This is a genomic window from Variovorax atrisoli 110B (genome assembly GCF_000382045.1).
Taxonomy (GTDB): domain Bacteria; phylum Pseudomonadota; class Gammaproteobacteria; order Burkholderiales; family Burkholderiaceae_C; genus Variovorax; species Variovorax atrisoli.
Map to the genome: position 1 here is coordinate 78,607 of NZ_KB907453.1, position 24,660 is coordinate 103,266.

24 protein-coding genes and 4 tRNA genes are annotated in these 24,660 nt (G+C 67.3%); 19 read left to right on the forward strand and 9 right to left on the reverse strand.

The genetic code is table 11. The features are described 5' to 3' along the window. The first annotated feature begins 41 nt into the window (after positions 1 to 41). The 9 genes from G369_RS0114215 to G369_RS0114255 all read left to right on the forward strand — a co-directional run bounded on the left by G369_RS0114215 (position 42) and on the right by G369_RS0114255 (position 9,024). Positions 42 to 1,205, forward strand: a complete 1,164-nt coding sequence (locus G369_RS0114215; RefSeq protein ID WP_019654674.1) for an ABC transporter substrate-binding protein — start codon at positions 42 to 44, stop codon at positions 1,203 to 1,205. 34 nt (positions 1,206 to 1,239) lie between these two features. Beyond that, positions 1,240 to 2,295, forward strand: a complete 1,056-nt coding sequence (locus G369_RS0114220) for a branched-chain amino acid ABC transporter permease (RefSeq protein WP_019654675.1) — start codon at positions 1,240 to 1,242, stop codon at positions 2,293 to 2,295. Continuing rightward, complete coding sequence (locus tag G369_RS0114225; RefSeq protein WP_019654676.1) at positions 2,292 to 4,079, forward strand: branched-chain amino acid ABC transporter ATP-binding protein/permease; 1,788 nt, start codon at positions 2,292 to 2,294, stop codon at positions 4,077 to 4,079. Before G369_RS0114220 ends, G369_RS0114225 begins: the two co-directional genes overlap by 4 nt. 82 nt (positions 4,080 to 4,161) lie before the next feature. After that, positions 4,162 to 4,893 (forward strand): ABC transporter ATP-binding protein, encoded by a 732-nt coding sequence (locus tag G369_RS0114230; RefSeq protein WP_019654677.1) that lies wholly within the window; start codon positions 4,162 to 4,164, stop codon positions 4,891 to 4,893. Next, positions 4,883 to 6,472, forward strand: a complete 1,590-nt coding sequence (locus tag G369_RS0114235; protein WP_019654678.1) for an ATP-dependent acyl-CoA ligase — start codon at positions 4,883 to 4,885, stop codon at positions 6,470 to 6,472. Before G369_RS0114230 ends, G369_RS0114235 begins: the two co-directional genes overlap by 11 nt. A gap of 2 nt (positions 6,473 to 6,474) precedes the next feature. After that, complete coding sequence (locus tag G369_RS0114240) at positions 6,475 to 7,227, forward strand: SDR family NAD(P)-dependent oxidoreductase (RefSeq protein WP_019654679.1); 753 nt, start codon at positions 6,475 to 6,477, stop codon at positions 7,225 to 7,227. A 53-nt stretch (positions 7,228 to 7,280) separates the two neighbouring features. Beyond that, entirely contained in the window at positions 7,281 to 8,057 is a 777-nt protein-coding gene (locus G369_RS0114245) for an SDR family NAD(P)-dependent oxidoreductase (protein WP_019654680.1), read from the forward strand. Then, on the forward strand, positions 8,054 to 8,587 hold the full coding sequence (locus G369_RS0114250; RefSeq protein WP_019654681.1) for a MarR family winged helix-turn-helix transcriptional regulator: 534 nt from the start codon (positions 8,054 to 8,056) through the stop codon (positions 8,585 to 8,587). The genes G369_RS0114245 and G369_RS0114250 overlap by 4 nt, the downstream gene beginning before the upstream one ends. 2 nt (positions 8,588 to 8,589) lie before the next feature. Continuing rightward, the gene (locus tag G369_RS0114255) at positions 8,590 to 9,024 is read left to right on the forward strand and encodes an acyl-CoA thioesterase (RefSeq protein WP_019654682.1); all 435 of its coding nucleotides are present in this window, start codon (positions 8,590 to 8,592) and stop codon (positions 9,022 to 9,024) included. 7 nt (positions 9,025 to 9,031) lie between these two features. Here the strand turns inward: G369_RS0114255 and G369_RS0114260 are convergent, their stop codons facing one another. Beyond that, positions 9,032 to 9,427 (reverse strand): hypothetical protein, encoded by a 396-nt coding sequence (locus G369_RS0114260; RefSeq protein WP_019654683.1) that lies wholly within the window; start codon positions 9,425 to 9,427, stop codon positions 9,032 to 9,034. A 154-nt stretch (positions 9,428 to 9,581) separates the two neighbouring features. Between G369_RS0114260 and G369_RS38570 the strand changes: the two genes are divergently transcribed. Together G369_RS38570 and G369_RS0114270 are read left to right on the forward strand one after the other, a co-directional pair. Then, complete coding sequence (locus G369_RS38570; protein WP_126185418.1) at positions 9,582 to 9,785, forward strand: hypothetical protein; 204 nt, start codon at positions 9,582 to 9,584, stop codon at positions 9,783 to 9,785. A gap of 378 nt (positions 9,786 to 10,163) precedes the next feature. Continuing rightward, positions 10,164 to 10,240 (forward strand) — tRNA-Arg (locus G369_RS0114270). A gap of 25 nt (positions 10,241 to 10,265) precedes the next feature. Here G369_RS0114270 and G369_RS38575 read toward each other — a convergent pair. Continuing rightward, positions 10,266 to 10,523 (reverse strand): hypothetical protein, encoded by a 258-nt coding sequence (locus G369_RS38575; protein WP_157773696.1) that lies wholly within the window; start codon positions 10,521 to 10,523, stop codon positions 10,266 to 10,268. 1 nt (position 10,524) lies between these two features. Between G369_RS38575 and G369_RS0114280 the strand changes: the two genes are divergently transcribed. Further along, a tRNA-His gene (locus G369_RS0114280) sits at positions 10,525 to 10,598 on the forward strand. 57 nt (positions 10,599 to 10,655) lie between these two features. Beyond that, the gene (locus G369_RS0114285; protein ID WP_019654685.1) at positions 10,656 to 11,219 is read left to right on the forward strand and encodes an HNH endonuclease; all 564 of its coding nucleotides are present in this window, start codon (positions 10,656 to 10,658) and stop codon (positions 11,217 to 11,219) included. A 97-nt stretch (positions 11,220 to 11,316) separates the two neighbouring features. On the opposite strand, the gene G369_RS38580 is transcribed toward G369_RS0114285, so the two are convergent. Then, on the reverse strand, positions 11,317 to 11,493 hold the full coding sequence (locus G369_RS38580; RefSeq protein WP_019654686.1) for a hypothetical protein: 177 nt from the start codon (positions 11,491 to 11,493) through the stop codon (positions 11,317 to 11,319). A gap of 258 nt (positions 11,494 to 11,751) precedes the next feature. Here G369_RS38580 and G369_RS0114290 point away from each other — a divergent pair, with 258 nt between their 5' ends. After that, positions 11,752 to 12,168: a hypothetical protein gene (locus tag G369_RS0114290; RefSeq protein WP_244164320.1), complete on the forward strand. Its 417-nt coding sequence runs from the start codon at positions 11,752 to 11,754 to the stop codon at positions 12,166 to 12,168. Positions 12,169 to 12,294: 126 nt separating this feature from the next. Here the strand turns inward: G369_RS0114290 and G369_RS0114295 are convergent. After that, positions 12,295 to 12,370, reverse strand: a tRNA-Lys gene (locus tag G369_RS0114295). 140 nt (positions 12,371 to 12,510) lie between these two features. Here G369_RS0114295 and G369_RS0114300 point away from each other — a divergent pair. Next, positions 12,511 to 13,218, forward strand: a complete 708-nt coding sequence (locus G369_RS0114300; RefSeq protein ID WP_019654688.1) for an SDR family NAD(P)-dependent oxidoreductase — start codon at positions 12,511 to 12,513, stop codon at positions 13,216 to 13,218. 50 nt (positions 13,219 to 13,268) lie between these two features. Here G369_RS0114300 and G369_RS0114305 read toward each other — a convergent pair. After that, positions 13,269 to 13,344 (reverse strand) — tRNA-Ala (locus G369_RS0114305). A gap of 91 nt (positions 13,345 to 13,435) precedes the next feature. Here G369_RS0114305 and G369_RS0114310 point away from each other — a divergent pair. Next, positions 13,436 to 14,302, forward strand: a complete 867-nt coding sequence (locus tag G369_RS0114310) for an alpha/beta hydrolase (protein WP_019654689.1) — start codon at positions 13,436 to 13,438, stop codon at positions 14,300 to 14,302. Positions 14,303 to 14,311: 9 nt separating this feature from the next. Here G369_RS0114310 and G369_RS0114315 read toward each other — a convergent pair whose 3' ends face one another. Further along, on the reverse strand, positions 14,312 to 15,289 hold the full coding sequence (locus G369_RS0114315) for a GMP reductase (protein ID WP_019654690.1): 978 nt from the start codon (positions 15,287 to 15,289) through the stop codon (positions 14,312 to 14,314). Positions 15,290 to 15,495: 206 nt separating this feature from the next. On the opposite strand from G369_RS0114315, the gene G369_RS0114320 reads away from it, so the two are divergent. After that, positions 15,496 to 17,916: a UvrD-helicase domain-containing protein gene (locus tag G369_RS0114320; RefSeq protein ID WP_019654691.1), complete on the forward strand. Its 2,421-nt coding sequence runs from the start codon at positions 15,496 to 15,498 to the stop codon at positions 17,914 to 17,916. A 68-nt stretch (positions 17,917 to 17,984) separates the two neighbouring features. On the opposite strand, the gene G369_RS0114325 is transcribed toward G369_RS0114320, so the two are convergent. The 3 genes from G369_RS0114325 to G369_RS0114335 are packed head-to-tail and all read right to left on the reverse strand — an operon-like array spanning position 17,985 to position 20,328. Continuing rightward, the gene (locus G369_RS0114325) at positions 17,985 to 18,824 is read right to left on the reverse strand and encodes a BPSS1780 family membrane protein (protein ID WP_019654692.1); all 840 of its coding nucleotides are present in this window, start codon (positions 18,822 to 18,824) and stop codon (positions 17,985 to 17,987) included. Between the two features lie 9 nt (positions 18,825 to 18,833). Beyond that, the gene (locus G369_RS0114330; protein ID WP_019654693.1) at positions 18,834 to 19,898 is read right to left on the reverse strand and encodes a homoserine kinase; all 1,065 of its coding nucleotides are present in this window, start codon (positions 19,896 to 19,898) and stop codon (positions 18,834 to 18,836) included. 58 nt (positions 19,899 to 19,956) lie between these two features. Beyond that, the gene (locus G369_RS0114335; RefSeq protein ID WP_019654694.1) at positions 19,957 to 20,328 is read right to left on the reverse strand and encodes a hypothetical protein; all 372 of its coding nucleotides are present in this window, start codon (positions 20,326 to 20,328) and stop codon (positions 19,957 to 19,959) included. Between the two features lie 97 nt (positions 20,329 to 20,425). Between G369_RS0114335 and polA the strand changes: the two genes are divergently transcribed. Continuing rightward, positions 20,426 to 23,245, forward strand: coding sequence for a DNA polymerase I (polA, locus tag G369_RS0114340; protein ID WP_019654695.1), 2,820 nt, complete (start codon positions 20,426 to 20,428; stop codon positions 23,243 to 23,245). Between the two features lie 113 nt (positions 23,246 to 23,358). After that, positions 23,359 to 24,654, forward strand: coding sequence for a M20/M25/M40 family metallo-hydrolase (locus G369_RS0114345; RefSeq protein WP_019654696.1), 1,296 nt, complete (start codon positions 23,359 to 23,361; stop codon positions 24,652 to 24,654). Positions 24,655 to 24,660 lie beyond the last annotated feature (6 nt).

A 24,660-nucleotide genomic window follows, 5' to 3' on the forward strand; every position in this document is an offset into this window, starting at 1 on the left:
CCACCTCTGTCCATTCCAACCATCCTCACCGGAGCTACGACATGAAGAGCCTGATGCAGACCTTGACGCGCGGTGCCCTTGCCGCCGCGCTGACCGCCTGTGGCATTGCCAGCGCCATCGCCGCCGACCTCAAGGTCGGCCTGAGCGTGTCGCTGTCGGGGCCGAATTCCTCGCTGGGCGTGCCCTATGCCAAGGGCATGCAGGCCGCGCTGGCCTACAAGCCCGAGGTGAACGGCCGCAAGATCCAGCTCGTCGTGCTCGACGACGGTTCCGACCCGACCACGGCCGGGCGCAACGCGCGCAAGCTGATCGAGGAGGAGAAGGTCGACGTGCTCATGGGCACTTCCGGCGTGCCCGCCGCCATCGCGATGGCGCAGGTCGGCAAGGAAGCGAAGACGCCCCTGATCGGCCTCACGCCCATCCTGCTGGACGCCAACGACAACCCCTGGGTGATGACGGTGGCCCAGCCCACGCAGTTGATGATCGACGCGGTGGTCGAGCGCATGAAGCGCAACAACGTGAAGACCGTGGGCTACATCGGTTTCTCCGATGCCTGGGGCGACCTGGTGTACGAGGCGCTGATGAAGGCCGCGCCCGCCGCCGGCATCAAGGTGGTGAGCAACGAGCGCTATGCGCGCTCCGACGCCTCGGTGACCGGCCAGGTGCTGAAGATCGTGGCGCTGCGCCCCGACGCGGTGATGACCGGCGGCGCCGGCACGCCCGGCGCGCTGCCTTTCCTGGCGCTGCAGGAGCGCGGCTTCAAGGGCGGCGTGTACGGCCAGCACGGCCTCATCAACCCCGACTTCGTGCGCGTGGTCGGTGCTGCCGGCCAGAACGCGCTGATGCCGACGGGCCCGGTGATCGTCGCCGAGCAGCTGCCGGCCGACTACCCGACGAAGAAGATCGCGACCGACTTCCGCGCCGTCTTCCAGAAGGTCAACAACGCACCGACCAGCGATGCCTTCTCTGCCTATTCCTTCGACGGCTGGCTGGTGTTCGCCGACGCGGCATCGCGCGCGATGAAGAAGGCCGAGCCGGGCACGCCCGAGTTCCGCGTGGCGCTGCGCGACGCCATCTTCAGCACCAAGGAAGTGGTGGGCACGCACGGCGTCTACACCTTCAAGCCCGGCAGCCTCTACGGCGTGGATGAACGCGCCCGGGTGATCGTCAAGCTCGACAACGGCCAATGGAAGCTCGCACCTTGAACCTCCTGCCTTCGACTCTGCGGAGGGCCGCGCGATGACCTGGGACGTGGCCCTCATCCTCATCACCGACGGCCTCGCCAACGGTGCCATCTACCTGCTGGCCGGCCTCGGGCTGGTGCTGATCTTCTCGGTCACGCGGGTGGTGTTCGTGCCCTTCGGCGACATTGCGGCCTTCGCGGCGCTGTCGCTCGCGGCCTTCGAGACCGGCCGCGTGCCGCCGACGATCGGCATGGTCGCGGTGCTCGCTGCGCTGGCGCTTGCCACCGAGATCGGCAGCCTGGTGCGGCGCGGCGAGACCGCGCGCATTCCGAAGGCGGTGCTGACCTGGGGCGTGCTGCCCGCCATTCCCTGCGCGCTGGCGTGGCTCGCAGCCCGGCCCGGCGTGCCGGTGGCGGTGCACATCGCGGTGGCGGTTCTGCTGGTTGTGCCCATCGCGCCGCTGCTGGCGCGGGTGGTTTTCCAGCCGATCGCCGATGCCTCGGTGCTGGTGCTGCTGATCGTGTCGCTCGCGCTGCACTTCCTGCTGTCGGGCCTGGGCCTGCTGTTCTTCGGGCCCGAGGGCTCGCGCACCACGCCGCTGACCAGCGCCGTGTTCACGCTGGGCGAAGGCTTCACAGTCAGCGGCCAGGTGGTGCTGATGGTGGGGGCGGCCATCGTGCTGAGCGGGCTGTTCTTCCTGGTGTTCGAGCGCACGGTGGCCGGCAAGGCGCTGCGCGCGACGGCGGTGAACCGCGTAGGCGCGCGGCTGGTCGGCATCCGGCCGGTGCGCACGGCGCTGCTGGCGTACGGCTGCGCCTCGTTGCTGGCGGGGCTGATCGGCGTGCTGATCGCGCCGGTGACGACGATGTACTACGACTCGGGCTTCATCATCGGCCTGAAGGCCTTCGTGGCCGCGATCATCGGCGGGCTCGTGAGCTACCCGATGACGGCCGTGGGCGCGCTCGCGGTCGGCGTGGTGGAAAGCTTCGCCTCGTTCTGGAGCGGCGCACTGAAGGACGTGATCGTGTTCAGCCTGCTGATCCCGGTGCTGATGCTGCGCTCCTTCGCGGCCGCGCATGCCGAAGAGGAAGAAGACGAGGTGGAAGAATGAACGGCAATCGCAAGCGCATGGCGTGGATCGCCGGGCTGGTCGTGGTGCTGGCGCTGGTGCCGGTGTTCGCGGGCAGCTTCACCGTCTCGCTGCTCAACGACATCGGCATCGGCGCGCTCGTGGCGCTGGGACTCGTGCTGCTGACCGGCGTGGGCGGCGCCACCTCCTTCGGGCAGGCGGCCTTCGTGGGCATCGCGGCCTACGCGACCGCGTGGCTCACCACCACGCAGGGCATGTCGCCGTGGCTCGGGCTGTTGTTCGCGCTGCTGCTCACGGGGCTGTCGGCATTGGCCATCGGCATGCTCACGCTGCGGCTGGGCGGGCACTTCCTGCCGCTGAGCACCATCGCCTGGGGGCTCTCCATCGCGATGCTGTTCGGCAACGTGGATGGCCTGGGCCGGCACACGGGCCTGTCGAACATACCGGCGCTGCAGATCGCAGGCTGGTCGCTGGCCGATCCGCGTGCGATGTACTTCCTGATCTGGACGGTGGTGGGCCTGGCCTGCCTGTTCAGCCACAACCTGCTGCAGTCTCGGCCGGGGCGTGCCATCCGCGGGCTGCGCGGCGGTGCGACGCTGCTGGCGAGCGTGGGCGCCGATGCATATCGCGTGCGGCTCTCGCTGTTCGTCACCGCGGCGCTGCTCGCGGGGCTGGCGGGCTGGCTCTACGCGCACATGAACCGCTTCGTGAGTCCGTCGCCCTTCGACGTGCGCGCCAGCATCGAGTACTTGCTGATGGCGGTGGCCGGCGGCCTGGGCCAGCTGGGCGGAGCGCTCGTGGGTGCCGCGCTGGTGCTGGTGCTGAAGAACGGCCTGCAGGACGTGCTGCCGATGCTCACGCAGCGCGCCGGCCAGCTGGAGGCGGTGGCCTTCGCCGCGCTCTTCATCCTGCTGCTGCACTTCGCGCGCGGTGGCGTGATGGGGCTGCTGCGCCGCTGGACCCGACGCCGCGCCGGCGCGCGGGGGCCTTCGCGCCACGAAGGGCCCGCGGTCGAACCGCTGCCCAACCGCACGCTGCCCGCGCGCGGCTCGCCCGTGCTGTCGGTGAACGGCGCGGTCAAGCGCTTCGGCGGCCTCGTGGCGGTGAACGACGTGAGCTTCGACGTGAAGGCCGGCGAGATCGTCGGGCTGATCGGGCCGAACGGCGCGGGCAAGTCGACCATGTTCAATCTGCTGACCTGCACGCTGCCGATGAGCTCGGGCCAGGTGCGCTTCCTCGAGCACGACATCGCCGGCATGCCGCAGCGCGAGGTGGCGCGTCTGGGGCTGGCGCGCACCTTCCAGCACGTGAAGCTGCGCCCGCACATGAGCCTGCTCGACAACGTGGCGCTGGGTGCGCATTCGCGCACGCGCTCGGGCATCCTGAAGGCGGGCCTGCGGCTCGATCGCACGGAAGAGCAGCAGATCCTGCAGGAAGCGCAGCGCCAGCTCGACCGCATCGGCCTGGGCGACCGCGCGCACGAGCAGGCGGGTAGCCTGCCGCTGGGCACGCAGCGCATCCTGGAGATCGCTCGCGCGCTGGCCGCCGACCCGGTGCTGCTGGTGCTCGACGAGCCTGCGGCCGGGCTGCGGCGCAAGGAGAAGATGGCGCTCGGCGACCTTCTGCGCAAGCTGCGCGAGGAAGGCGTGACCATCCTCATCGTGGAACACGACATGGACTTCGTGATGAAACTGGTGGATCGGCTGGTGGTGATGAATTTCGGCTCCAAGCTCGTGGAGGGCGTGCCGTCGGCGGTGCGTGCCGACGAGCGCGTTCAGGCGGCCTACCTGGGGAGCGTCGTATGAGCGCCCCACGGCCGCCCGAAGGCGCGGACCCCCGTCAGGGGGCGCGTGAAGTACACGAAGCGACGAGCATGGGGGTGTCGGTATGACAGCGATGCTCGAGATCGGCGACCTGCATGTCTCCTATGGACAGGTGGAGGCGGTACGCGGTGTGTCGCTCGACCTTCAGCCGGGCCAGATCATCTCGGTGATCGGCCCCAACGGCGCGGGCAAGACCACGCTGCTGGCCGCCGCCATGGGCCTGCTGCCGTGCAGGGGCACGCTGCGCTTCGAGGGCGAGGACCTGCAGGGGCTCGACGTGGAGGCGCGCGTGGAGCGCGGCCTGTGCCTCGTGCCCGAGAAGCGCGAGCTCTTCGGCGAGCTCACCGTGCTCGACAACCTGCAGCTCGGCGCATTCGCCAAGCGGCTGCGCGGCGATGCGATGAAGAAGCGGCTGCAGTCGGTATACGACCGCTTTCCGCGTCTGGCCGAACGCCGCTCGCAGCGCGCCGACACGCTCTCGGGCGGCGAGCGCCAGATGCTGGCCGTGGGCCGCGCGCTGATGTCGGCGCCGCGCCTGCTGATGCTCGACGAGCCCAGCCTCGGCCTGGCGCCGCTGATCGTGCGCGACATCCTGGCGATCGTGCGCAAGCTGCGGGAGGATGGCGTGTCGATCCTGCTGGTGGAGCAGAACGCGCGCGCCGCGCTCGAAAGCTCCGACCACGGCTATGTGCTGGAGACGGGCGAGATCGCGCTCTCCGGGGCCTCCGCCGAACTGGCGAGCGACTCGCGGGTGCAGGCGACCTACCTCGGCGGGGGCACGCACGATGACGACTGAACCCCGCGCCGTGCCGCCCGCGCAGCGCACGCTGCCGGCAATGCTGCAGCGGCAGGCCGGGCTGTTCGGCTCGCGCGCGCTGCTGAAGATCGCGCGGAGCGAGTGGACGCATCGCGATGCAGCCCGCGTCGCGGCGGCGCGGGCCGGCGCGCTGGCGGCGGCCGGCGTGGTGCGCGGCGATCGCATCGCGGTGATGTGCGGCAACCGCGTCGAGTTCCTCGAGAGCTTCCTGGGCGCGGGATGGCTGGGGGCGTCGACGGTGCCGGTCAATACGGCGTCGATGGGGCCGCAGATCGAATACTTCCTCGCGAACAGCGAGGCGAAGCTGCTGGTGATCGAAGGCGCCTTCCTGGAACGGCTCGCGGCGGCGGACCTGGGGCGTACCGCGCTGCGGGAGATCTGGGTCGTCGGCGAGATCGCCTCGGGTGCCTGGCAGGCGCCTGCGGGCGTGCGCGTCGTGGCGTATCCCGCGCATGGAGAACCCGTCGAGCCGGCACCCGTGCAGCCCGGCGACGCACTCGCGATCCTCTACACCTCGGGCACGACCGGGCCCGCCAAGGGCGTGGTCTGCCCGCACGCACAGTATTTCTGGTGGGGCGTGAACAGCGCGGAGGTGCTCGGCGTGGGCGCCGACGACGTGCTTTGCACCACGCTGCCGCTCTTCCACATCAACGCGCTCAACACCTTCGCCCAGGCCGCTCTGACGGGCTCGCAGGTCGTGTTCGAGACGCGCTTCTCGGCGTCGGGCTTCTGGCCGACGATGCGCGCGAGCGGGGCGACTGTGGTCTACCTGCTGGGCGCGATGGTGCCGATCCTGCTGGCCCAGCCCGAAGGTGCCGGGGAGCGCGACCACCGCGTGCGCATCGGACTGGGGCCCGGCGTGCCGGCCGCCGCCGGAGCCGCGTTCAAGGCGCGCACGGGCGTGTCACTGCTGGAGGGCTATGGCTCGACCGAGACCAACTTCGCCATCGCCACCGCACCGGATTCGCCGCGCGGCGGCGTGATGGGCTGGCTGCGCCCGGGTTTCCAGGCGCGCGTGGCCGACGAGGACGACGTGGCCCTGCCGGCCGGCGAGGCGGGCGAACTGCTGCTGCGCGCCGACGAACCCCATGCCTTCGCGAGCGGCTACTTCAACATGCCGGAGAAGACGGTCGAGGCCTGGCGCAACCTCTGGTTCCACACCGGCGACCGCGTGGTGCGCGATGCTGACGGGGCCTTCCGCTTCGTCGACCGCATCAAGGACGCGATCCGGCGGCGCGGGGAGAACATCTCCTCGTTCGAGGTCGAGCAGGTGGTGCTGAGCCATCCAGGCGTGGCTTCGTGCGCGGTGTATCCCGTGCGCTCCGAACTCGCCGAGGACGAGGTGATGGCCGCGCTGGTGGCCCGCGAAGGCGCGGCCATCGACCCCGCCGAGCTCGCGCGCTTCTGCGAGGGCCGGCTGCCGTACTTCGCCGTGCCGCGCTACATCGACGTGCTGGCCGACCTGCCGCGCACCGAGAACGGCAAGGTCCAGAAGTTCAAGCTGCGGGAACGCGGCGTGGGGCCGCAGACCTGGGACGGCCGGCCCGCGAAGGCCTGAGCATGGCGAGCCTGGCGCCGCAGCTTCCTCTTTCCGGGCGTGTGGCGTTCGTGACGGGAGCGGGGCAGGGCCTGGGCGCGGCCATCGCGAAGGGGCTGGCACAGGCGGGCGCACGGGTGGCGCTGGCCGACCTCGAGCTGTCGTCGACGGTGGCCGTGGCCGACGGGATCGGCGGCCTCGCGCTGCGGCTCGACGTGCGCGACGAAGCGGCATTCCGCGAGTGCTTCGACAGGGCCGTGGCGCATTTCGGCTGTGTCGACATCATGGTCAACAACGCGGCGCGTACGCCATCGACCTCGCTGTGGGACATCACGCCCGAGGAGTGGGACGACGTGCTGGCCATCAACCTGCGCGGCAGCTTCTTCGGCTGCCGCATCGCAGGGCGCCACATGCGCGAGCGCGGCGAGGGGCGCATCGTCAATCTCGGTTCGATGGCTGGGCAGCAGGCGAGCCGCGCGACGGGCGTGCACTACGCGGCGAGCAAGGCCGGGCTGCTGGCGCTGACGCGGTCGTTCGCGCAGGAGCTGGCGCCTCATGGCGTGACGGTGAATGCGCTCGCGCCGGCGGCGATCCGTAGTCCCGCGCTCGATGCCATGGAGCCGGCGAGGCAGCAGGCGCTGCAGGCCGGCATCCCGCTCGGCCGCTTCGGACTGGCCGAGGAAGTGGCCGCGGCCGTGATCTACCTGGCTTCTCCTGCGGCGGCCTTCATGACCGGCGCGACGCTGGACCTCAACGGCGGCCGTTTCATGCGCTGACAAGGCTTGCCGGGCCATCCGGTTAAAATGGTTCAGAACTAAATCATTCAGGTATGCAATCAAATTCACTGACTGGCCGGCACGCCCTCGTCACGGGCGCTGCGCGCGGCATCGGGGCGGAGATCGCCCGCACCCTGGCTGCCGAAGGCGCCACGCTGACATTGCTGGGTCGTGACCGCGAGGCGCTGCAGCGGGTGGCGGATTCGCTCGCCGGCAGCGGGCACGGCGTCGTCGCCGCGGACGTGGCGAACCCGCAGGCCGTGCAGGCGGCGTTCGCTGAGGCACGCGCGGCGCGCGGGCCCGTGGCGGTGCTCGTCAACAACGCGGGGGCGGCGGAGAGCGCGCCTTTCCTCAAGACCTCGTTCGAGCTCTGGCAGCGGATGCTGTCGGTCAACCTCACGGGCAGCTTCCTCTGCGCGCAGGCGGCGCTGCCAGACATGCTCGACGCGGGCTGGGGGCGCATCGTCAACATCGCCAGCACGGCGGGGCAGAAGGGCTACGCCTACGTGGCGGCCTACACCGCGGCCAAGCACGGCGTGGTCGGGCTCACGCGCTCGCTGGCGCTGGAGGTGGCGCGCAAGGGCATCACGGTGAATGCCGTGTGCCCGGGCTATACCGACACCGACATCCTGCGCAACAGCGTTGCCAACGTGGTCGGCAAGACCGGGCGCAGCGAGGCCGATGCGCTCGCGGAGTTCTCCAGCGTCAATCCGCAGAAGCGCATCGTGCAGCCGGCCGAAGTGGCCGATGCCGTGCGCTGGCTGTGCGGCGCGGGCGCTGCATCGGTCACCGGCCAGTCGATCTCGGTTTCAGGGGGAGAAGTGACATGACCACACGCAACGACGCCTCGCATGCCGTGCTGAGCGATGCGGAAGAACTGGGCCACGAGGCCCGCGCCGGCCACGACGACCACGCGGTGCTCAAGCTGTGGCTTCGCATGCTGGCCAGCACCACGCAGATCGAGTCCGAGATCCGCCGCCGCCTGCGCGAGCGTTTCGGCATCTCGCTGGCGCGCTTCGACTACATGGCGCAGCTCTACCGCTACAAGGACGGGCTGAAGATGCGCGTGCTGTCGCGCTACCTGATGGTGACCGGCGGCAATGTCACCGGCCTGACGGACGAACTCGAGCGCGAAGGCATGGTCGCCCGCGCGCCGAGCCCCGACGACCGCCGCGCCTGGATCGTGAGCCTCACGCCCACCGGCCGCCGCACCTTCGAGACCATGGCGAGCGAGCACGAGCAGTGGATCCTCGAGATGTTCTCGGGCCTCGACATGAAGACCGTCAAGCAGCTGCACATGCAGCTCGGCCTGCTGCGCGTGCACGTAATGCGCGGCGAACCGGCAAGCGAGGAGGGCTGAGCATGGCCGAGGGCAGCGAGTTCTGCAGGCCGCGGCTGATCCGCTTCTCGGACTGCGATCCGGCGGGCATCGTCTTCTATCCGCAATACTTCGTGATGCTCAACGGCCTCGTCGAAGACTGGGTGAACGAAGGCCTGGGCCTCAGCTACCACGGGCTGGTGGCGCAGCGGCGCATCGGCCTGCCCACGGTGAAGCTCGAGGTCGACTTCCGAGCGGTGAGCCGCATGGGCGACCAGGTGATGCTGGGGCTGGCCGTAGAGCGCCTCGGTTCCCGTTCGTTGACCTTGCAGGTGCGCTGCTTCGAGCCAGTGAGCGGAGAAGTGCGCATGCAGATGCAGCAGGTACTGGTGACCACGTCGCTGGAGACCCATCGGGCCGTCGCCATTCCGGGCGACATGCGTGCGGCCATCGTGCGCAACGCGCCCGCGCTGGGCTGAATCCTCTTCAGGCCGCGGGGTCGCCGCCGGCTGCGGCATCCTGCGCGCGCTTCTTCAGCCAGCCACTGAGCTCTTTCTTTCCCTTGGAATTGGCTGATCGCCATGCCTCACGCGCCGCTGCGATGAAGCGCTCCTCCGCCGCGTCCGGCACTTCGCTGGGCCGGTCTTCCTCGTCGAGCCAGCCGAGCTCGACGCCGCAGTGCCTTTCGATCTGCCTGGCCAGGTTGTCGCCAATGGGACGGGAGCTCTTGATCTGGCTCCACATGCTGGGGGAAATCTCGATCTTCTTCGCGAACGCCTGGTCCAACCCCTTGGCTGGCAAGCCTGCGGCAACGGCCTCTTCGAGAAAGCGGCGGTGCAGCGCAAGCGCATTGCGGCGGCGCGCGACGGTGATATTGGGCACTGTTCAAAAACAACAACAAGACAAAAAAAGATTGTCCCGGTTGTTGACGCCGTCGTAAACACTATTTACAGTTGCCTTCAATCGCGGCCCCAAGCCGTACCTTTTTTCCAACCCCTAACGGCCGACAACGGCAATTTTTGACTCAGGAACCATCGTGAACACCGCACTGATCCTCACCAGCATTCGTCCCGCATCGGGCCGATCGCTCGTGCGCGTCTGGGCGTGCGGTGGTTTCGACGGCATGCCGTCGGTCCGATCGAACCAGCACCAGAGCCACGTGTATTCCACGAAAGCCGCAGCCAGCCTGCGTTTTGGAAAAACCGAGGATCAGGTGCTACCGGGTGGAGGTTGCGCATAGGCGCACACCTTCCAAGCTCTCTCGTTCAGAGGCCCGGAAACCGCAAGGTTCCGGGCCTTTTTGTTTTGTCGTGCGGTTTCTTGTTTTGCCATTCCGGGTGTGCCTTCACCACACCGCCAGAGCCCACCGCGTAGACGGTCTGGCGGGATGTGCAGGAATTGATCACTCCTGTGCAGCGACGTCGTACGGGACAGCGCCCAGCGTGCTGTCCGTCGCGTGAGGACACAACCGAAATGGAAAGCGGACCGCCGTTTTCTCGAACGACCACATGACCGAACCCGAGCGGGACGGGGCCATGCAGATGGCCCTCCCGCGGAAACCGGCCGCAAAGATTGAGCGGCGCCGGAACTCGTAACCGGACACTTTTTTGTCTTGCCGCCCGCGTTAGCTCAATGGATCAGAGCACTTGCCTACGAAGCAAGGGGTTGCACGTTCGAGTCGTGCACGTGGGGCCAGATTCTTTTCGTTCCTTTTCCGCTGTCACATCACCAGGGAGTAGTCACCATGCGCAAGCGCAACACCCCGATCCGGATGATCACCGTGCGCCCGGCGCAGCCGCGTGAACGCACCACCATGCTGGCACTTGCCCGGCGCTTCGGTTTCAGCGCCGGAGCACGCCGTGGCGATGAGGGCCAGCCGGGGCGCGAGCCGCAGCAGCCCGACGGACTCGATCTCGACCAGCGCGTCCGCGCAGTCGGCGAGTGGTGAGCCGACAGGCATCCGCTGCTTCTTCTTCATGGTGCGCGTAGCTCAATGGCAGAGCCGCGGGTTGTGGTCCCGCTAACGACGGTTCGATTCCGTTCGCGCACCCCATGGCTTCGTTCCTTCATTCACCAACCCTGCAACCTTCGCCGCGAAAGGAGGCGATTCATGCACCCTCACGTCCTGCAACTCGATATTCAGGGCACGCCGCAAGCCTGGATCTCGCTGGAGCAGGCGGTGTTGCACTACGCGACCGGCTCGGTCGCCTGGGAAGACGGCGACCAGCCGCTGGCCACGCTGCGCGGTGGATTCAACGTGGCGCGCGGCGTGCAGTCGCGCATCGAGGTCGCGCCGATCATTGCGCTGCGCGGCGCATCGAAGATCAACCTCTTCGAAGTGATTCCGAGCGTCACCAAGAGCAAGCTGCTGCGTCGCGACCGCTACACCTGTGCCTACTGCGCAGGCGTCTTCCACGAGCGCGACCTCCAGTGCGAGCACGTGCTGCCCGAATCGCGCGGAGGTCCGTGGACCTGGACCAACCTCGTGAGCGCATGCGCGGTCTGCAACAACCGCAAGGCTGCGCGCACGCCGGAGGAAGCAGGCATGCCTCTGGTCTACCTGCCGTATGTGCCGAGCCGCTACGAGAACTTCCTGCTGGAAGGCCGCAACATCCGCGCGGACGTGCACGAGTGGCTGGCGAAGCGGTTGCCCAAGGGCTCGCGGCTGCAATAGAGGCGGAGCAATGACGGTCTTCCTGGCTCACGCCCATGAAAAAAGCCCGCTGTCCTTCGGACGGCGGGCTTTTCTTGTTCGTGCGAAAGACCGCTGGTCAGCGCCCGATGCCGAAGAATCGATAGGCGATCACCCCAGCGGCAGCCAGGCCACCGACGATCGCCAAGACGACTCGTGTCGTTCGATTGGAGCCGCGCTTCGAACGGGGCCAGTGGTCCGGCCCGATCAGGTCGATGGGGACGGTGGGTTTGCCTATGTCGGACGCCTTTTCCATGGGAGGCAATATAGCTTACGCCCGAAAGCATGGCTCCGAGCCGGGCACATTCGTCGGCGTTGGACGGCGCGAGTCGAAGCCGGCGTAGATCGCGCAAAAAAATACCCGCATGAGCGGGCCGAACGAGCCTTGACGGCTTCGAAGTTGCTATCCCTGGGTCTTTCTTGTTCGATGCGTGACAGCAGGAGCAAGATGCCACGTCGCATGGAGGCCACTTGTAACTCCGGGGCAAGCGGCATGTAGCTGATGGAGTAAATCGTGAAATATTTCCTCATGAACAAAGAAATCATTCTCGAAAGCTTGAAGCGAGCGTTGGAGAGCTGGGTGCGCAATGCTTCGGCAGCGCAGCTGTGGCAGGTGCATCAGGAGGGCGGGCTTGGCGCGTCGATCGAGGCGGACGAGGACGTGGTGCAGGTGCGCATCGTCCTTGGCGTCGTGAGCGATGCGCTCTCGGAACTCGGCAGGACCGACGGGTGCCTGCCGGTCACAGAGGCCTACCTGGGCACAGCTGCCTGGGGAGCGCCCCCACCGCAGGGAAATCCCGACCGCGAGCAATGGTTCCTGTCGAGTGAACTGGCACAGGCGCACGCGCGCGAATACTTGGCCGCCGAAGTCGTGGAAAGAGGAGATCTGCTGGAGCGTTGCGTCGACGAGTGGATCGCGCGTCATCAGTAAAGCGCGCCCGGGTCTTGCTCGTGACCCAGCCGCATGTCGGCCGGGCAAAGAAAAAGCCTCCTCGGAATGATCGGAGGAGGCTTAATCAAAAGAATAGCGCGGAGACCGCGCTATTCTTGGTGTTGGTGGTGGGCCCTGAGTGACTCGAACACTCGACCTACGGATTAAGAGTCCGCTGCTCTACCAACTGAGCTAAGAGCCCTTGCGTTGAAAACGTTAGTGTTTTCTGGCAAGACCACGAGTATATCCCATAAATCGAGCTTGTCCAAAAAATTTGTGACTTGCAGCGTTAGGATTCGTCATCACCGATGGGGCAGGGGCCCTCAACCCAGGAGAACTTCGATGAGCGACGCCAGCACCACGCCACATATCTTGATCACCGGCGCTGCCGGCGCGCTCGGCCGCGCGGTGGCCCAGCACTTCATCGACCAGGGTGCGCGCCTTGCGCTGGTCGATCACCACGCGGGTCGTCTGGCCGAGGTGTTTCCCGGGCTCGACAATTCGCAGCACCTGCTGCTGTCCGGCGACGTGACTTCCACGACCGAGATGGCCGCTCTTGCAGAGCAGGTGCTCAAGTCCTTCGGCCGCATCGACACGCTGGTGCACATCGCGGGTGGCTTCGAGATGGGAGAGGCGACTCACGCGCTCTCCCGCGCAAGCTGGGACCGCATGATGAATCTCAATGCCTGGTCGTTCGTCGCCGTGACGCAGGCGGTGCTGCCTTCGATGATCGAGCGTCGCTCCGGCAGCGTCATCGCCGTCACTGCGAAGGTCGCGGCGCGCGGCGTACCGGCCATGGCTGCGTACGTCGCATCGAAGAGCGCATTGCAAAGGCTGGTGGAGGCCATGGCGGCCGAGGCGGCGCCGCATGGGGTCAACATCAACAGCGTGGCTCCCAGCGTGCTCGATACGCCCGCTAACCGGCAGGCGATGCCCGATGCGAACCCCGCCGAATGGGTGTCGACATCGGTCGCCGCGCAGACCATCGCTTTCCTCGCGTCGCCTGGCGCGGCAGCGCTGCATGGGCAGCATCTGACGCTCGATACCTGAGCCAAAAGAGAAAAGGCCCTGGCGGATGCCAAGGCCTTTTCGGTGTCGGTTGGTGGAGAGGAGGAGGATCGAACTCCCGACCTCCGCATTGCGAACGCGGCGCTCTCCCAGCTGAGCTACCCCCCCAAACGCAAGGCGAATTTTAACCAGAACTCCCGTTTTGGCGCATGCCGCCGTGCCAAGATGCGCGCCTCGTGAAACACGGAGCAAAGACTGCATGGCCTCGTTCGACCCCGCCTGGCTGGAAGGCATGTACAACAACCTCGCGCGGGTCAGGAACCATCCCGCGTATTTCGAGCGCTGGGCGAAGGAATCGGCTGCGGCGCGCGAAGCTCTTCCGGCCCGCATCGACGTGCCCTACGGCCAGGGCGTGAACGAGACGCTCGACATCTTTCCCGCGCCGGTGCCCGATGCGCCGGTACTGGTTTTCATCCATGGCGGCTACTGGCGCGCGATGGACAAGAAAGACCATTCCTTCATCGCCCCGGCTTTCAACGATCGCGGCATCTGCGTGGTGCAGCCCAACTACGCGCTGTGCCCCGGAACTTCCGAGCGGCCGGTCACGGTGCCCGGCATCATGCTGCAGATGGTGCGTGCGCTCGAATGGACGTGGCGCCACATTGCTGATCACGGCGGCGATCCGACGCGGATCACCGTCGCGGGACACTCGGCGGGGGGGCACATGGCGGCGGCGCTGCTGGCCTGCGACTGGAAGGCAGTCGCCCCCGACCTGCCTGCGCATCTGGTGCGCAATGCGCTGTCGATCTCGGGCCTCTACGATCTCCGTCCGCTGCAGCGCACGCCGTTCCTCGAGAACACGCTCAAGCTGACCGACGCCGACGTACTGCGCGCCAGTCCTGCCTTGTGGCCGGCGCCGAAGCGCGGCCAGCTCTATGCGGTTGCCGGCGGCAGCGAAAGCGAGGAATTCATCCGCCACAACGCCATGATCCGCGACGCGTGGGGCCGCAACACCGTGCCGGTGTGCGAAGTGCTCCCAGGACTCAACCACTTCGACGTGGTGGACGCGCTCGCCGATACGGCGCATCCGCTGCACCGTCACGCGGTGCAGCTCCTGGAAGCCTGACGGGGGCAGTTACATCAGCAGGTGCTCGCCGGCGTTGTCGCCGCCGAGCGTCACGTAGTTGACCTTGCGGATGTCCATCAGCGCGCGGCCGCCCGCGTAGCTGATCGAGCTCTGGACGTCCTGCTCCATCTCGATCAGCGTATCGGCCAGCTTGCCCTTTATGGGTTCGAGGATGCGCTTGCCCTCGACGTGCTTGTATTCGCCCTTGTTGAAGTCGCTGGCCGAGCCGTAGTACTCCTTGAACAGCTTGCCTTCGACCTCGACGGTCTTGCCGGGCGATTCCTCGTGCCCCGCGAACAGCGAGCCGATCATGACCATCGACGCGCCGAATCGCACGCTCTTGGCGATGTCGCCGTGGTCGCGGATGCCTCCGTCGGCAATGATCGGCTTGGTCGCCACGCGGGCGCACCACTTGAGCGCCGACAGCTGCCAGCCGCCCGTGCCGAAGCCGGTCTTGAGCTTGGTGATGCAGACCTTGCCCGGGCCGATGCCGACCTTGGTCGCGTCGGCGCCCCAGTTCTCGAGGTCGATCACCGCCTCGGGCGTGCCGACGTTGCCGGCGATCACGAAGGTCTTCGGCAGCTTCTGCTTGAGGTAGCCGATCATGTTCTTCACGCTGTCTGCGTGGCCGTGCGCGATGTCGATCGTGACGTACTCGGGCACGAGGCCCTGGGCCACCAGCTGGTCGATGGTGTCGTAGTCCGCCTTCTTCACGCCCAGCGAGATGGAGGCAAACACGCCCTTGCCCTGCATGTCCTTGACGAACTTGACGTTGTCGAGGTCGAAGCGGTGCATCACGTAGAAGTAGCCGTTCTGTGCCAGCCACAGGCAGATCGACTCGTCCACCACCGTCTTCATGTTGGCGGGAACCACCGGCAGGCGGAAGCAGCGCTCGCCCAGCGTGACGCTGGTGTCGCACTCGGAACGGCTCTCCACGCGGCACTTGCGCGGGAGGAGGAGGATGTTGTCGTAATCGAAAATCTGCATGACCAGGCTCCTGGAAGGAATCGTTGAGAGGAACGAATGAGCGCTTGGTCCGGCCGGCTCCTGCAGTACGTTTCGCAAAGGAAACGCCCACAAAAAACCGGGCGCAAGAAACTTGGGCCCGGTGATTGATTTTACGCGGACTCGCGAAGTCAGGTCTTCCGCTTCTTCATATAACCCGCATACGCCGTGGTTTCTACAATCGGAGGATGTTGTTTAACGATCCCGCGGCCGACGCCAACCCCCCAGCGCTGCCGCTGCTCCAGAATCTGAACGCGGAGCAACTCGCCGCGGTCACGTTGCCAGAAGGCAACGCCCTCATCCTGGCAGGCGCCGGCTCCGGCAAGACGCGCGTGCTCACCACCCGCATCGCCTGGCTGCTGCAGACGGGCCAGGTCTCCGCCGGCGGCATCCTCGCCGTGACCTTCACCAACAAGGCCGCCAAGGAAATGATGACGCGCCTGACGGCGATGCTGCCCGTCAACGTGCGCGGCATGTGGATCGGCACCTTCCACGGCCTGTGCAACCGCCTGCTGCGTGCGCACTGGAAGCTCGCCAACCTGCCTTCCACCTTCCAGATCCTCGACACGCAGGACCAGCTCTCGGCCATCAAGCGCCTGATGAAGCAGTTCAACGTCGACGACGAACGCTTCCCCGCCAAGCAGACCCAGTGGTTCATCGCCGGCGCCAAGGAAGACGGCCTGCGCCCCGACGCCATCGAGGTGCGCAACGACGACGACCGCAAGAAGGTCGAGCTCTACCGCCTCTACGAAGAACAGTGCCAGCGCGAGGGCGTGGTCGACTTCGGCGAGCTCATGCTTCGCAGCTACGAGCTGCTTCGCGACAACGAACCGGTGCGCGAGCACTACCAGCGGCGCTTCCGCCACATCCTGATCGACGAGTTCCAGGACACCAACCGCCTGCAATACGCGTGGATCAAGATGCTTGCGGGCAACACCGTCGAGGGCCGCTTCGTCCCGGGCGAGCACAACAGCGTGATCGCCGTGGGCGACGACGACCAGAGCATCTATGCCTTCCGCGGTGCGCGCGTGGGCAACATGACCGACTTCGTGCGCGAGTTCGACGTGCGCCACCAGATCAAGCTGGAGCAGAACTACCGCAGCTACAGCAACATCCTCGATTCCGCCAACGAGCTCATCGGCCACAACAAGAAGCGGCTGGGCAAGAACCTGCGCACCGACCAGGGCCCCGGCGAGCCCGTGCGCGTGTACGAGGCCCCCACCGACCTCGCGGAGGCGCAGTGGATGGTCGAGGAAATGCGCCAGCTGGTGCGCGACGGCTACGAGCGCAAGGAAATGGCCGTGCTCTACCGCAGCAATGCGCAGAGCCGGGTGCTCGAAACCGCGCTCTTCAACGCCTCGGTGCCGTACCGTGTGTACGGCGGCCTTCGCTTCTTCGAGCGCGCCGAAATCAAGCATGCGCTGGCCTACCTGCGCCTGCTGGAGAACAAGGACGACGACACCAGCTTCCTGCGCGTCGTCAACTTCCCGCCGCGCGGCATCGGCGCGCGCACGCTCGAAACCCTGCAGGACGCCGCGCGCGCGGCCAACCGTTCGCTGCACGACGCCGTGAGTGTGGTCGGCGGCAAGGCGGGTGCGAACCTCACGGGCTTCGTCGCCAAGATCGACGTGCTGCGCGAGCAGACCCAGGGCGCTAGCTTGCGCGAGATCATCGAACTGGTGCTCGACCACAGCGGGCTCGTCGAGCACTACAGGGCCGACCGCGAAGGCGCGGACCGCATCGAGAACCTGGAGGAACTGGTGAACGCGGCCGAGAGCTTCGTCACGCAGGAAGGCTTCGGCCGTGACGCCGTGGCGCTGCCGGTGGACGAACTGCGCCAGTCGCCCGCGAGCCAGGGCCTGGACCCGAACCGCCCGGTGCTCGACGAGCCCCTGGCGCCCGACGCCGAGACCGGCGAAACGCTGAGTCCGCTGGCCGCCTTCCTCACGCACGCCGCGCTCGAATCGGGCGACAACCAGGCACAGGCGGGCCAGGATGCGGTGCAGCTCATGACCGTGCACGCCGCCAAGGGCCTGGAGTTCGACTGCGTGTTCATCACCGGCATGGAAGAGGGCCTGTTCCCCCACGAGAACTCGATGAGCGATTTCGAGGCGCTGGAGGAAGAGCGCCGGCTGATGTACGTGGCGATCACGCGTGCCCGCAAGCGCCTGTACCTGAGCCACTCGCAGACCCGCATGCTGCACGGCCAGACCCGCTACAACGTCAAGAGCCGCTTCTTCGACGAGCTGCCCGAAGGCGCTCTCAAGTGGCTCACGCCCAAGAACCAGGGCTTCGCGCCCTCGGCCTTCGGCTATGGCGGCGGGTATGGCAGCACCCGCGGCGGCTCAGGCGGATACGGTGGCGGTTATGGCGGCAGTTCGGGCGGAGGCCGCGACAAGGACACCTTCGCCAGTCCGCCCGTGCCGCCGCAGAAGACCGCGCCTTCGCACGGCCTGCGCTCGGGCATGCAGGTGTTCCACAACAAGTTCGGCGAAGGCACCGTGACCGCACTCGAGGGCACCGGCGACGATGCACGCGCTCAGGTCAAGTTCGCGCGCCACGGCGTGAAGTGGCTGGCGCTGTCGGTGGCCAAGCTCACGCCGATCTGATCCGGCGGTCCAACGGATAGCGGACGGCGGCAGTCAAGCTGCCGTGCCTGCCGCGGCGGAGGCGGCGATCAGTCGGGGTAGAAGGTGTCGCGGAAGGTGAACCAGTTCGACGCCTGTGTCATCGCCGCGAGCGTCAGCACGGTGCCGAGCATCAGCAGGTTGCCGGCCGTCATCGCACCGGTGTCGGAGCCCAGCGAGCCCACGCCGATCACGATGGTGCCCACCAGCGCCGCTGCCAGCAGGCCGAGCAGCAGCACGCCGCACCACGCCAGCCAGTACAGCGCATAGGCGCCGAAGTTGCGGAACATCGCGACCAGGCTGAAGAAGATGCTCTTCACCGGCTCGACGCGGTGCCAGTGAACCAGCGCGGGCGCATGCCAGATGGCGGCAATCAGCGGCAGGGTGAGGCACATCTGCAGCAGGTTGGCCAACTGGAAGCGGCTGCTTTCCATTACCTCCTTGGCAGGGGCCTCGCCGGCGAAGTAGCTGCGCATGAACTGGCCGCCATCGACGACCGCGGTCACGAAGACCGTCAGCAGGCAGTACACCGCCGAGATCACGCCGAGCACTGCCAGCGAGCGCCATTCCGCCCGCATGGCCCGCGCCACCGACAGGAACATGAGCGCGCCGGTCGGCTTCCTCGGGCCGGGCGTGCCGTCCGTTTCGGCAGCCTTGTCGCTGGCGGAGGCGTCGGCCACCGAGGCCGCGACCATGAAGCCCAGCGTGGAGAAGGGCAGCAGCACGAAGGGAAGGAACCTGCCGATGACCGGCAGCTGCGAGATCGTCGAGATCAGCGCCATGAACATCAGGAACAGCGACACGAAGGCCAGCGGCTGCCGCCAGAAGTTCTTGAGCCCTAGGCGGACCCATTCCACGCCGGTTCGCGCCGGCACGAGGTTGAGTTTCATGTGTGCAGGTCAGGCAGCCAGCAGCGGCTCGAGGGCCTGCGCCATGGCATGCGGATGGGTGGCGCGCTCACGCAGCACGCGCTCGAAGTGCGTGGGGTCATGGGGCTTGAGCATGCTCGCCTCGCGAGGCAGATGGAAGTCCCAGAGCCGCGAGATCCAGAAGCGCAGCGCCGCGGCGCGCAGCATCGCGGGCAGCAGGGCGCGCTCGGACGCGTTCAGCGCACGCACGGACTCGTAGGCCGACAGCAGCGCATCGGCGCGTTCGGGATCGTGGCGGCCGGTGGGCAGGTCGATGGCCCAGTCGTTCAGGCACACGGCCAGGTCGAACAGCCAGGTGTCGGTGCCGGCGAAGTAGAAGTCGAACACGCCCGTCAGCCGCGGGGCGGCGCCGGGCTCGCCGTCGGTCGCGAACATCACGTTGTCGCGGAACATGTCGGCGTGCACCGGGCCGCGCGGCAGCGCCGCATAGGCCGACGATTCTGCGATGTGATTCTGGTAGGCCAGCTCGGCGCGCAGCAGGTTCGCCTGTGATTCCTCGATGTACGGCAGCACCACCGGCACCGTCTCGTTCCACCAGGGCAGGCCGCGCAGGTTCGGCTGGATGCGGGGGTAGTCGCGCCCCGCGAGATGCATGCGCGCCAGCATCGAGCCCAGTTCGGTGCAGTGCGCCGCGGTCGGGGCCAGCTCGCTGCGGCCCGAAAGCTTCTGCACCACCGCAGCCGGCTTGCCGGCGACGACATGCAGCAGGTCGCAGGACGCGGCGGCCTCGGCGGGGGGCGTGGGCTGTCCCTTGCGGACCTTGCCTGCCGTATCGGGCTCGGGTTGCGCCACCGGGGCAGGTACCGGCAGGCCGGCGTCCGCCAGATGCTTCATCAGGCAAAGGTAGTAGGGCAGCTGCTCGGCGCTCAGGCGCTCGAACAGTGTCAGCACGAACTCGCCGGACTCGGTGGTCGCGAAGTAGTTGGTGTTCTCGATGCCGCCCTCGATGCCGCGCAGCTCGCGCAGCGGGCCCAGCCCCAGGCTCTGGACGAGCGCGTCGGCCTCGCCGAAGCCGACTTCGGTAAAAACTGCCATGGCGGTACTCAGCGCCGCATTGCTGCCGCGAAAACCAGAACGGAAGGCCTCATTGCGGTCAGAACTTCAGCACGTTCCAGACACGGGGGCCGTTGGCGCCGGTTTCGCTCGAACCCTGGCGGCCGGTGGCGGCATCTGCCGGCAGCACCTCGTAGCCGGGCATGTTCGACTTGGGCTTGACGTTGATGCTCTGGGTGCGGCCGCCGTAGCGCACTTCGTCGACCGAGGCTCCGCTGTCCTCGGTGTGGATGTTCTCCACCTTCTGGTTGCGTCGGCCCTCGGCCTTGGCCTGCTCCTGATTTGGGAGCGCCTCGGCCGGAGCCGCCGCGGGGGCGGGCGTGGCCTGCTGCGCCTGCACGGCGGCAAAGGGGGTTGCGAAGGCCAGCGCCAGCAGGATGCGGCGGGCGACCAGGAGTGTGGAGCTAGGCATGCAAGCATTGTAGGCTCGCAGCCGCTTGCGGACCGTCGGTTGACACCTCACGCCGTCGTGGTTCGGGGCGCCGGCGCGGGCACGGCAAAATGGCCCGATGACCGACAAGAAAACGCTGCTGCTCGTCGATGGCTCGAGCTACCTCTACCGCGCCTTCCACGCCATGCCCGACCTTCGGGCCGTGCCAGGCGACCCGAAGAGCCCGGCGACCGGCGCCATCCGGGGAATGATCAACATGATGACCGCGCTGCGCCGCGAGGTGCGCGCGGACTACGCCGCCTGCATCTTCGACGCGCCCGGCAAGACCTTCCGCGACGACTGGTACCCCGAGTACAAGGCCAACCGCTCGCCCATGCCCGACGACCTGCGCAGCCAGATCGAACCCATCCATGAAGTGGTGAAGCTGCTCGGCTGGCCCGTGCTCAGCGTGCCCGACGTGGAGGCCGACGACGTCATCGGCACGCTCGCCCGGATCGCCGCCTCGCAGGGCGTCGAGGTCATCGTCTCCAGCGGCGACAAGGACCTGAGCCAGTTGGTCGACGAGCACATCACCATCATCGACACGATGAACGGCAAGAAGCGCGACGTGGCCGGCGTCACGGCCGAGTTCGGCGTGCCGCCCAGCCTGATGATCGACTACCAGACGCTGGTGGGCGACTCGGTCGACAACGTGCCCGGCGTGCCCAAGGTCGGCCCCAAGACGGCCGCCAAGTGGCTGCTCGAATACGGCTCGCTCGACGCGCTGATCGAGCGCGCCGCCGAGGTGAAGGGCGCCGCGGGCGAGAACCTGCGCAACGCCCTCGGGCAGCTGCCGCTGAGCCGGCGCCTGGTGACCATCCGCACCGACTGCGACCTCGATGGCCACGTCACGGGCCTGCCCTCGCTCGAAGGCCTGCCGGTGGGCGTACCGCAGACGGCCGAGCTGAAGCCCTTCTACGAGAAGTTCGGGTTCAAGAGCCTGGTCAAGGGGCTCGAGGCGCAGGCCGTGCCGCCCGAGCTGATCGAGGAAAACCTCAGGAAGAAGGCGGCTTCCGGCAAGGCCGATGCCGACCAGGGCGGCCTGTTCGACGAGCCTTCCGAGATGCAGGCGCTGGAGGCCGCCTCTCCCGCGAGCAACCTGAAGTACGAGACCATCACGACCTGGGAGCAGCTCGACGCCTGGCTCGCCAAGCTCGAGGCGGCGGATCTCGCCGCCATCGACACCGAGACCAACTCGCTCGACGAGATGGTCGCGCAGATCGTCGGCATCAGCTTCAGCGTCACCCCGGGCGAGGCCGCGTACATCCCGCTGATGCACAACTACCCCGACGCGCCGCAGCAGCTGCCCTTCGACGAGGTGCTCGCGAAACTCCGGCCCTGGCTGGAGAACGGCGCGAAGAAGAAGCTCGGCCAGCACATCAAGTACGACCGGCACGTGTTCGCCAACCATGGCATCGAGGTGCAGGGCTACGCGCACGACACCATGCTGCAGAGCTATGTGCTCGAGGTGCACAAGCCGCACGGCCTTTCGAGCCTCGCCGAGCGCCACCTGGGCCGCAGCGGCATCTCGTACGAAGACCTGTGCGGCAAGGGCGCGCACCAGATCCCGTTCAGCCAGGTCGACATCGCCAAGGCCGCCGAGTATTCGTGCGAGGACAGCGACCAGACGCTGGACGTGCACAACACGCTCTGGCCGCGACTGCAGGCCGACGAAAAGCTGCGCTTCATCTACCAGCTCGAGATGGATTCGAGCGAGGCGCTCTACCGCGTGGAACGCAACGGCGTGCTGATCGACGCACCCACGCTGGCCGCGCAGAGCCACGAGCTCGGCAAGCGCATCATGGAGCTGGAGCAGGAGGCCTACGAGATCGCGGGCCAGCCCTTCAACCTCGGCTCGCCCAAGCAGATCGGGGAGATCTTCTTCACCAAGCTGGGCCTGCCCGTGGTCAAGAAGACGCCGAGCGGCGCGCCCAGCACCGACGAAGAGGTGCTCGAAAAGCTGGCCGAAGACTACCCCCTGCCGGCCAAGATCCTCGAGCACCGCAGCCTCTCCAAGCTCAAGGGCACCTACACCGACAAGCTCGGCCAGCTCGCCAACCCGCGTACCGGCCGAGTGCACACGCACTATGCGCAGGCGGTGGCCGTCACGGGCCGCCTGAGCAGCAACGACCCGAACCTGCAGAACATCCCGATCCGCACGCCCGAAGGCCGGCGCGTGCGCGAGGCCTTCGTGGCGCCGGCGGGCAGCGTGATCGCCAGCGCCGACTACTCGCAGATCGAGCTGCGCATCATGGCCCACATCAGCGGCGACGAATCGCTGCTGCGTGCGTTCACCGAAGGCATCGACGTGCACCGCGCGACGGCCGCCGAGGTGTTCGGCTCCACGCCCGACCAGGTGTCGAGCGAACAGCGCCGCTACGCCAAGGTCATCAACTTCGGCCTGATCTACGGCATGAGCAGCTTCGGGCTCGCCAAGAACCTGGGCATCGAGAACAAGGCTGCGGCCTCCTACATCGAACGCTACTTCGCGCGCTATCCGGGCGTGAAGGCCTACATGGACGAGACCAAGGCGCTGGCCAAGGAGCAGGGCTACGTCGAGACCGTGTTCGGCCGGCGCCTGTACCTGCCCGAGATCAATTCGCCCAACGGCCCGCGCCGCGGTGGCGCCGAGCGCGCGGCCATCAACGCGCCGATGCAGGGCACCGCGGCCGACCTCATCAAGCTCAGCATGGTCAAGGTACAGAACGTGCTTGACGAGGAGAAGCGCGCCACGCGGATGATCATGCAGGTGCACGACGAACTGGTGTTCGAGGTGCCCGAGGCCGAGATCGAATGGGTGCGCACCGAGATCCCGCGCATCATGGCGGGCGTCGCCTCGCTGAAGGTGCCGCTGCTGGCCGAGATCGGCGTCGGTCCCAACTGGGACAAGGCGCACTGACGAGTCAGCGCGACGCGGCGCAAGTCGGCGCACAGGCAAGAAAAAGAAGACACAGCAGGGAACGGACAAGCACGCGGCAACCAGCCAGCCAGAGAAGAAAGAAACCACAGCACATGAAGAACCGATTCCCGCAACGCGGATTCCTGCTCGCCGCCGTCTGCGCCGCCTTCGTCGGCAGCGCTTTCGCGGCGCCCGATGCCAACGTCGCAGCGCTCGCGGCCAAGGAAAAGCCGGCCCTGCTCGACACGCTGAAGGAGCTGGTCTCAATCGAGTCCGGCAGCCGCGATCTCGACGGCCTCGAGAAGATCTCCGACCTCATCGCCGCGAAGTTCAAGGCGCTCGGTGGCGAGGTCGAGCTGATCGACCCCAGCGCGGAGGCCTACCGCATGGAAGACACGCCCGAGAAGATCGGCCGCGTTGTGCGCGCCACCTTCAAGGGCACCGGCAAGAAGAAGATCCTGCTGATCGCGCACATGGACACGGTCTACACCGTGGGCATGATCAACAGGCAGCCCTTCCGCATCGACGGCGACAAGGCCTACGGCCTGGGCATCGCCGACGACAAGCAGGGCGTGGCCGTCATCACGCACATCGTGTCGATGCTGCAGGCGATGAAGTTCAAGGACTACGGCACCCTCACCGTGCTCATCAACGGCGACGAGGAGATCAGCTCGCCCGGCGCACGCGCGCTCATCACGCGCATGGGCGGCGAGCACGATGCGGTGCTGTCGTTCGAGGGCGCCTACGTCAAGGAGGACAAGCTCTCGCTCGCCACGGCCGGCATCGCCTCGGTCACGCTGAACGTCACCGGCAAGGCCTCGCATGCGGGCTCGGCGCCGGAGCTGGGCGTGAATGCGCTGTACGAGCTCTCGCACCAGATCCTGCAGATGCGCGACCTGTCCGACCCGGCCACGGGCCTGAAGATGAACTGGACCATCTCCAAGTCGGGCAGCAACCGCAACGTGATCCCGGCCAGCGCCACCGCGGGCGCCGACGTACGCGTGCTCAAGGTGAGCGACTACGACCGCATCGAGCAGCAGGTGAACGAGCGGGTGAAGAAGCAGCTCATTCCCGAGGCCAAGGTGGAGCTGAAGTTCGAGCGGCGCCGTCCGCCGCTGGAAGCCACCGACGCCTCGCGCGCGCTGGCCCGGCACGCCCAGCAGATCTACAAGGACGAGCTCGGCCTGCCGCTGGGCGCGGACGACAAGGCCGCCGGCGGCGGCACCGACGCCGCCTTCGCCGCGCTGAAGACCAAGGCGCCGGTCATCGAGCGTTTCGGCCTGCAGGGCTTCGGCGCGCACTCGGCCGATGCCGAGTACGTGCTGATCAACTCGATCGAGCCGCGCCTCTACCTCGGCACGCGCATGGTGATGGACATCGCCCGCGGCAAGGCGCCAGTGGGCAACTGACCCCTT

Coding starts and splice junctions, on each gene's coding strand:
- G369_RS0114215 (WP_019654674.1), top strand. CDS start 42: ATGAAGAGCCTGATGCAGACCTTGACGCGCGGTGCCCTTGCCGCCGCG.
- G369_RS0114220 (WP_019654675.1), top strand. CDS start 1,240: ATGACCTGGGACGTGGCCCTCATCCTCATCACCGACGGCCTCGCCAAC.
- G369_RS0114225 (WP_019654676.1), top strand. CDS start 2,292: ATGAACGGCAATCGCAAGCGCATGGCGTGGATCGCCGGGCTGGTCGTG.
- G369_RS0114230 (WP_019654677.1), top strand. CDS start 4,162: ATGACAGCGATGCTCGAGATCGGCGACCTGCATGTCTCCTATGGACAG.
- G369_RS0114235 (WP_019654678.1), top strand. CDS start 4,883: ATGACGACTGAACCCCGCGCCGTGCCGCCCGCGCAGCGCACGCTGCCG.
- G369_RS0114240 (WP_019654679.1), top strand. CDS start 6,475: ATGGCGAGCCTGGCGCCGCAGCTTCCTCTTTCCGGGCGTGTGGCGTTC.
- G369_RS0114245 (WP_019654680.1), top strand. CDS start 7,281: ATGCAATCAAATTCACTGACTGGCCGGCACGCCCTCGTCACGGGCGCT.
- G369_RS0114250 (WP_019654681.1), top strand. CDS start 8,054: ATGACCACACGCAACGACGCCTCGCATGCCGTGCTGAGCGATGCGGAA.
- G369_RS0114255 (WP_019654682.1), top strand. CDS start 8,590: ATGGCCGAGGGCAGCGAGTTCTGCAGGCCGCGGCTGATCCGCTTCTCG.
- G369_RS38575 (WP_157773696.1), bottom strand. CDS start 10,523: ATGAAGAAGAAGCAGCGGATGCCTGTCGGCTCACCACTCGCCGACTGC.
- G369_RS0114285 (WP_019654685.1), top strand. CDS start 10,656: ATGCACCCTCACGTCCTGCAACTCGATATTCAGGGCACGCCGCAAGCC.
- G369_RS38580 (WP_019654686.1), bottom strand. CDS start 11,493: ATGGAAAAGGCGTCCGACATAGGCAAACCCACCGTCCCCATCGACCTG.
- G369_RS0114300 (WP_019654688.1), top strand. CDS start 12,511: ATGAGCGACGCCAGCACCACGCCACATATCTTGATCACCGGCGCTGCC.
- G369_RS0114310 (WP_019654689.1), top strand. CDS start 13,436: ATGGCCTCGTTCGACCCCGCCTGGCTGGAAGGCATGTACAACAACCTC.
- G369_RS0114315 (WP_019654690.1), bottom strand. CDS start 15,289: ATGCAGATTTTCGATTACGACAACATCCTCCTCCTCCCGCGCAAGTGC.
- G369_RS0114320 (WP_019654691.1), top strand. CDS start 15,496: ATGTTGTTTAACGATCCCGCGGCCGACGCCAACCCCCCAGCGCTGCCG.
- G369_RS0114325 (WP_019654692.1), bottom strand. CDS start 18,824: ATGAAACTCAACCTCGTGCCGGCGCGAACCGGCGTGGAATGGGTCCGC.
- G369_RS0114330 (WP_019654693.1), bottom strand. CDS start 19,898: ATGGCAGTTTTTACCGAAGTCGGCTTCGGCGAGGCCGACGCGCTCGTC.
- G369_RS0114335 (WP_019654694.1), bottom strand. CDS start 20,328: ATGCCTAGCTCCACACTCCTGGTCGCCCGCCGCATCCTGCTGGCGCTG.
- polA (WP_019654695.1), top strand. CDS start 20,426: ATGACCGACAAGAAAACGCTGCTGCTCGTCGATGGCTCGAGCTACCTC.
- G369_RS0114345 (WP_019654696.1), top strand. CDS start 23,359: ATGAAGAACCGATTCCCGCAACGCGGATTCCTGCTCGCCGCCGTCTGC.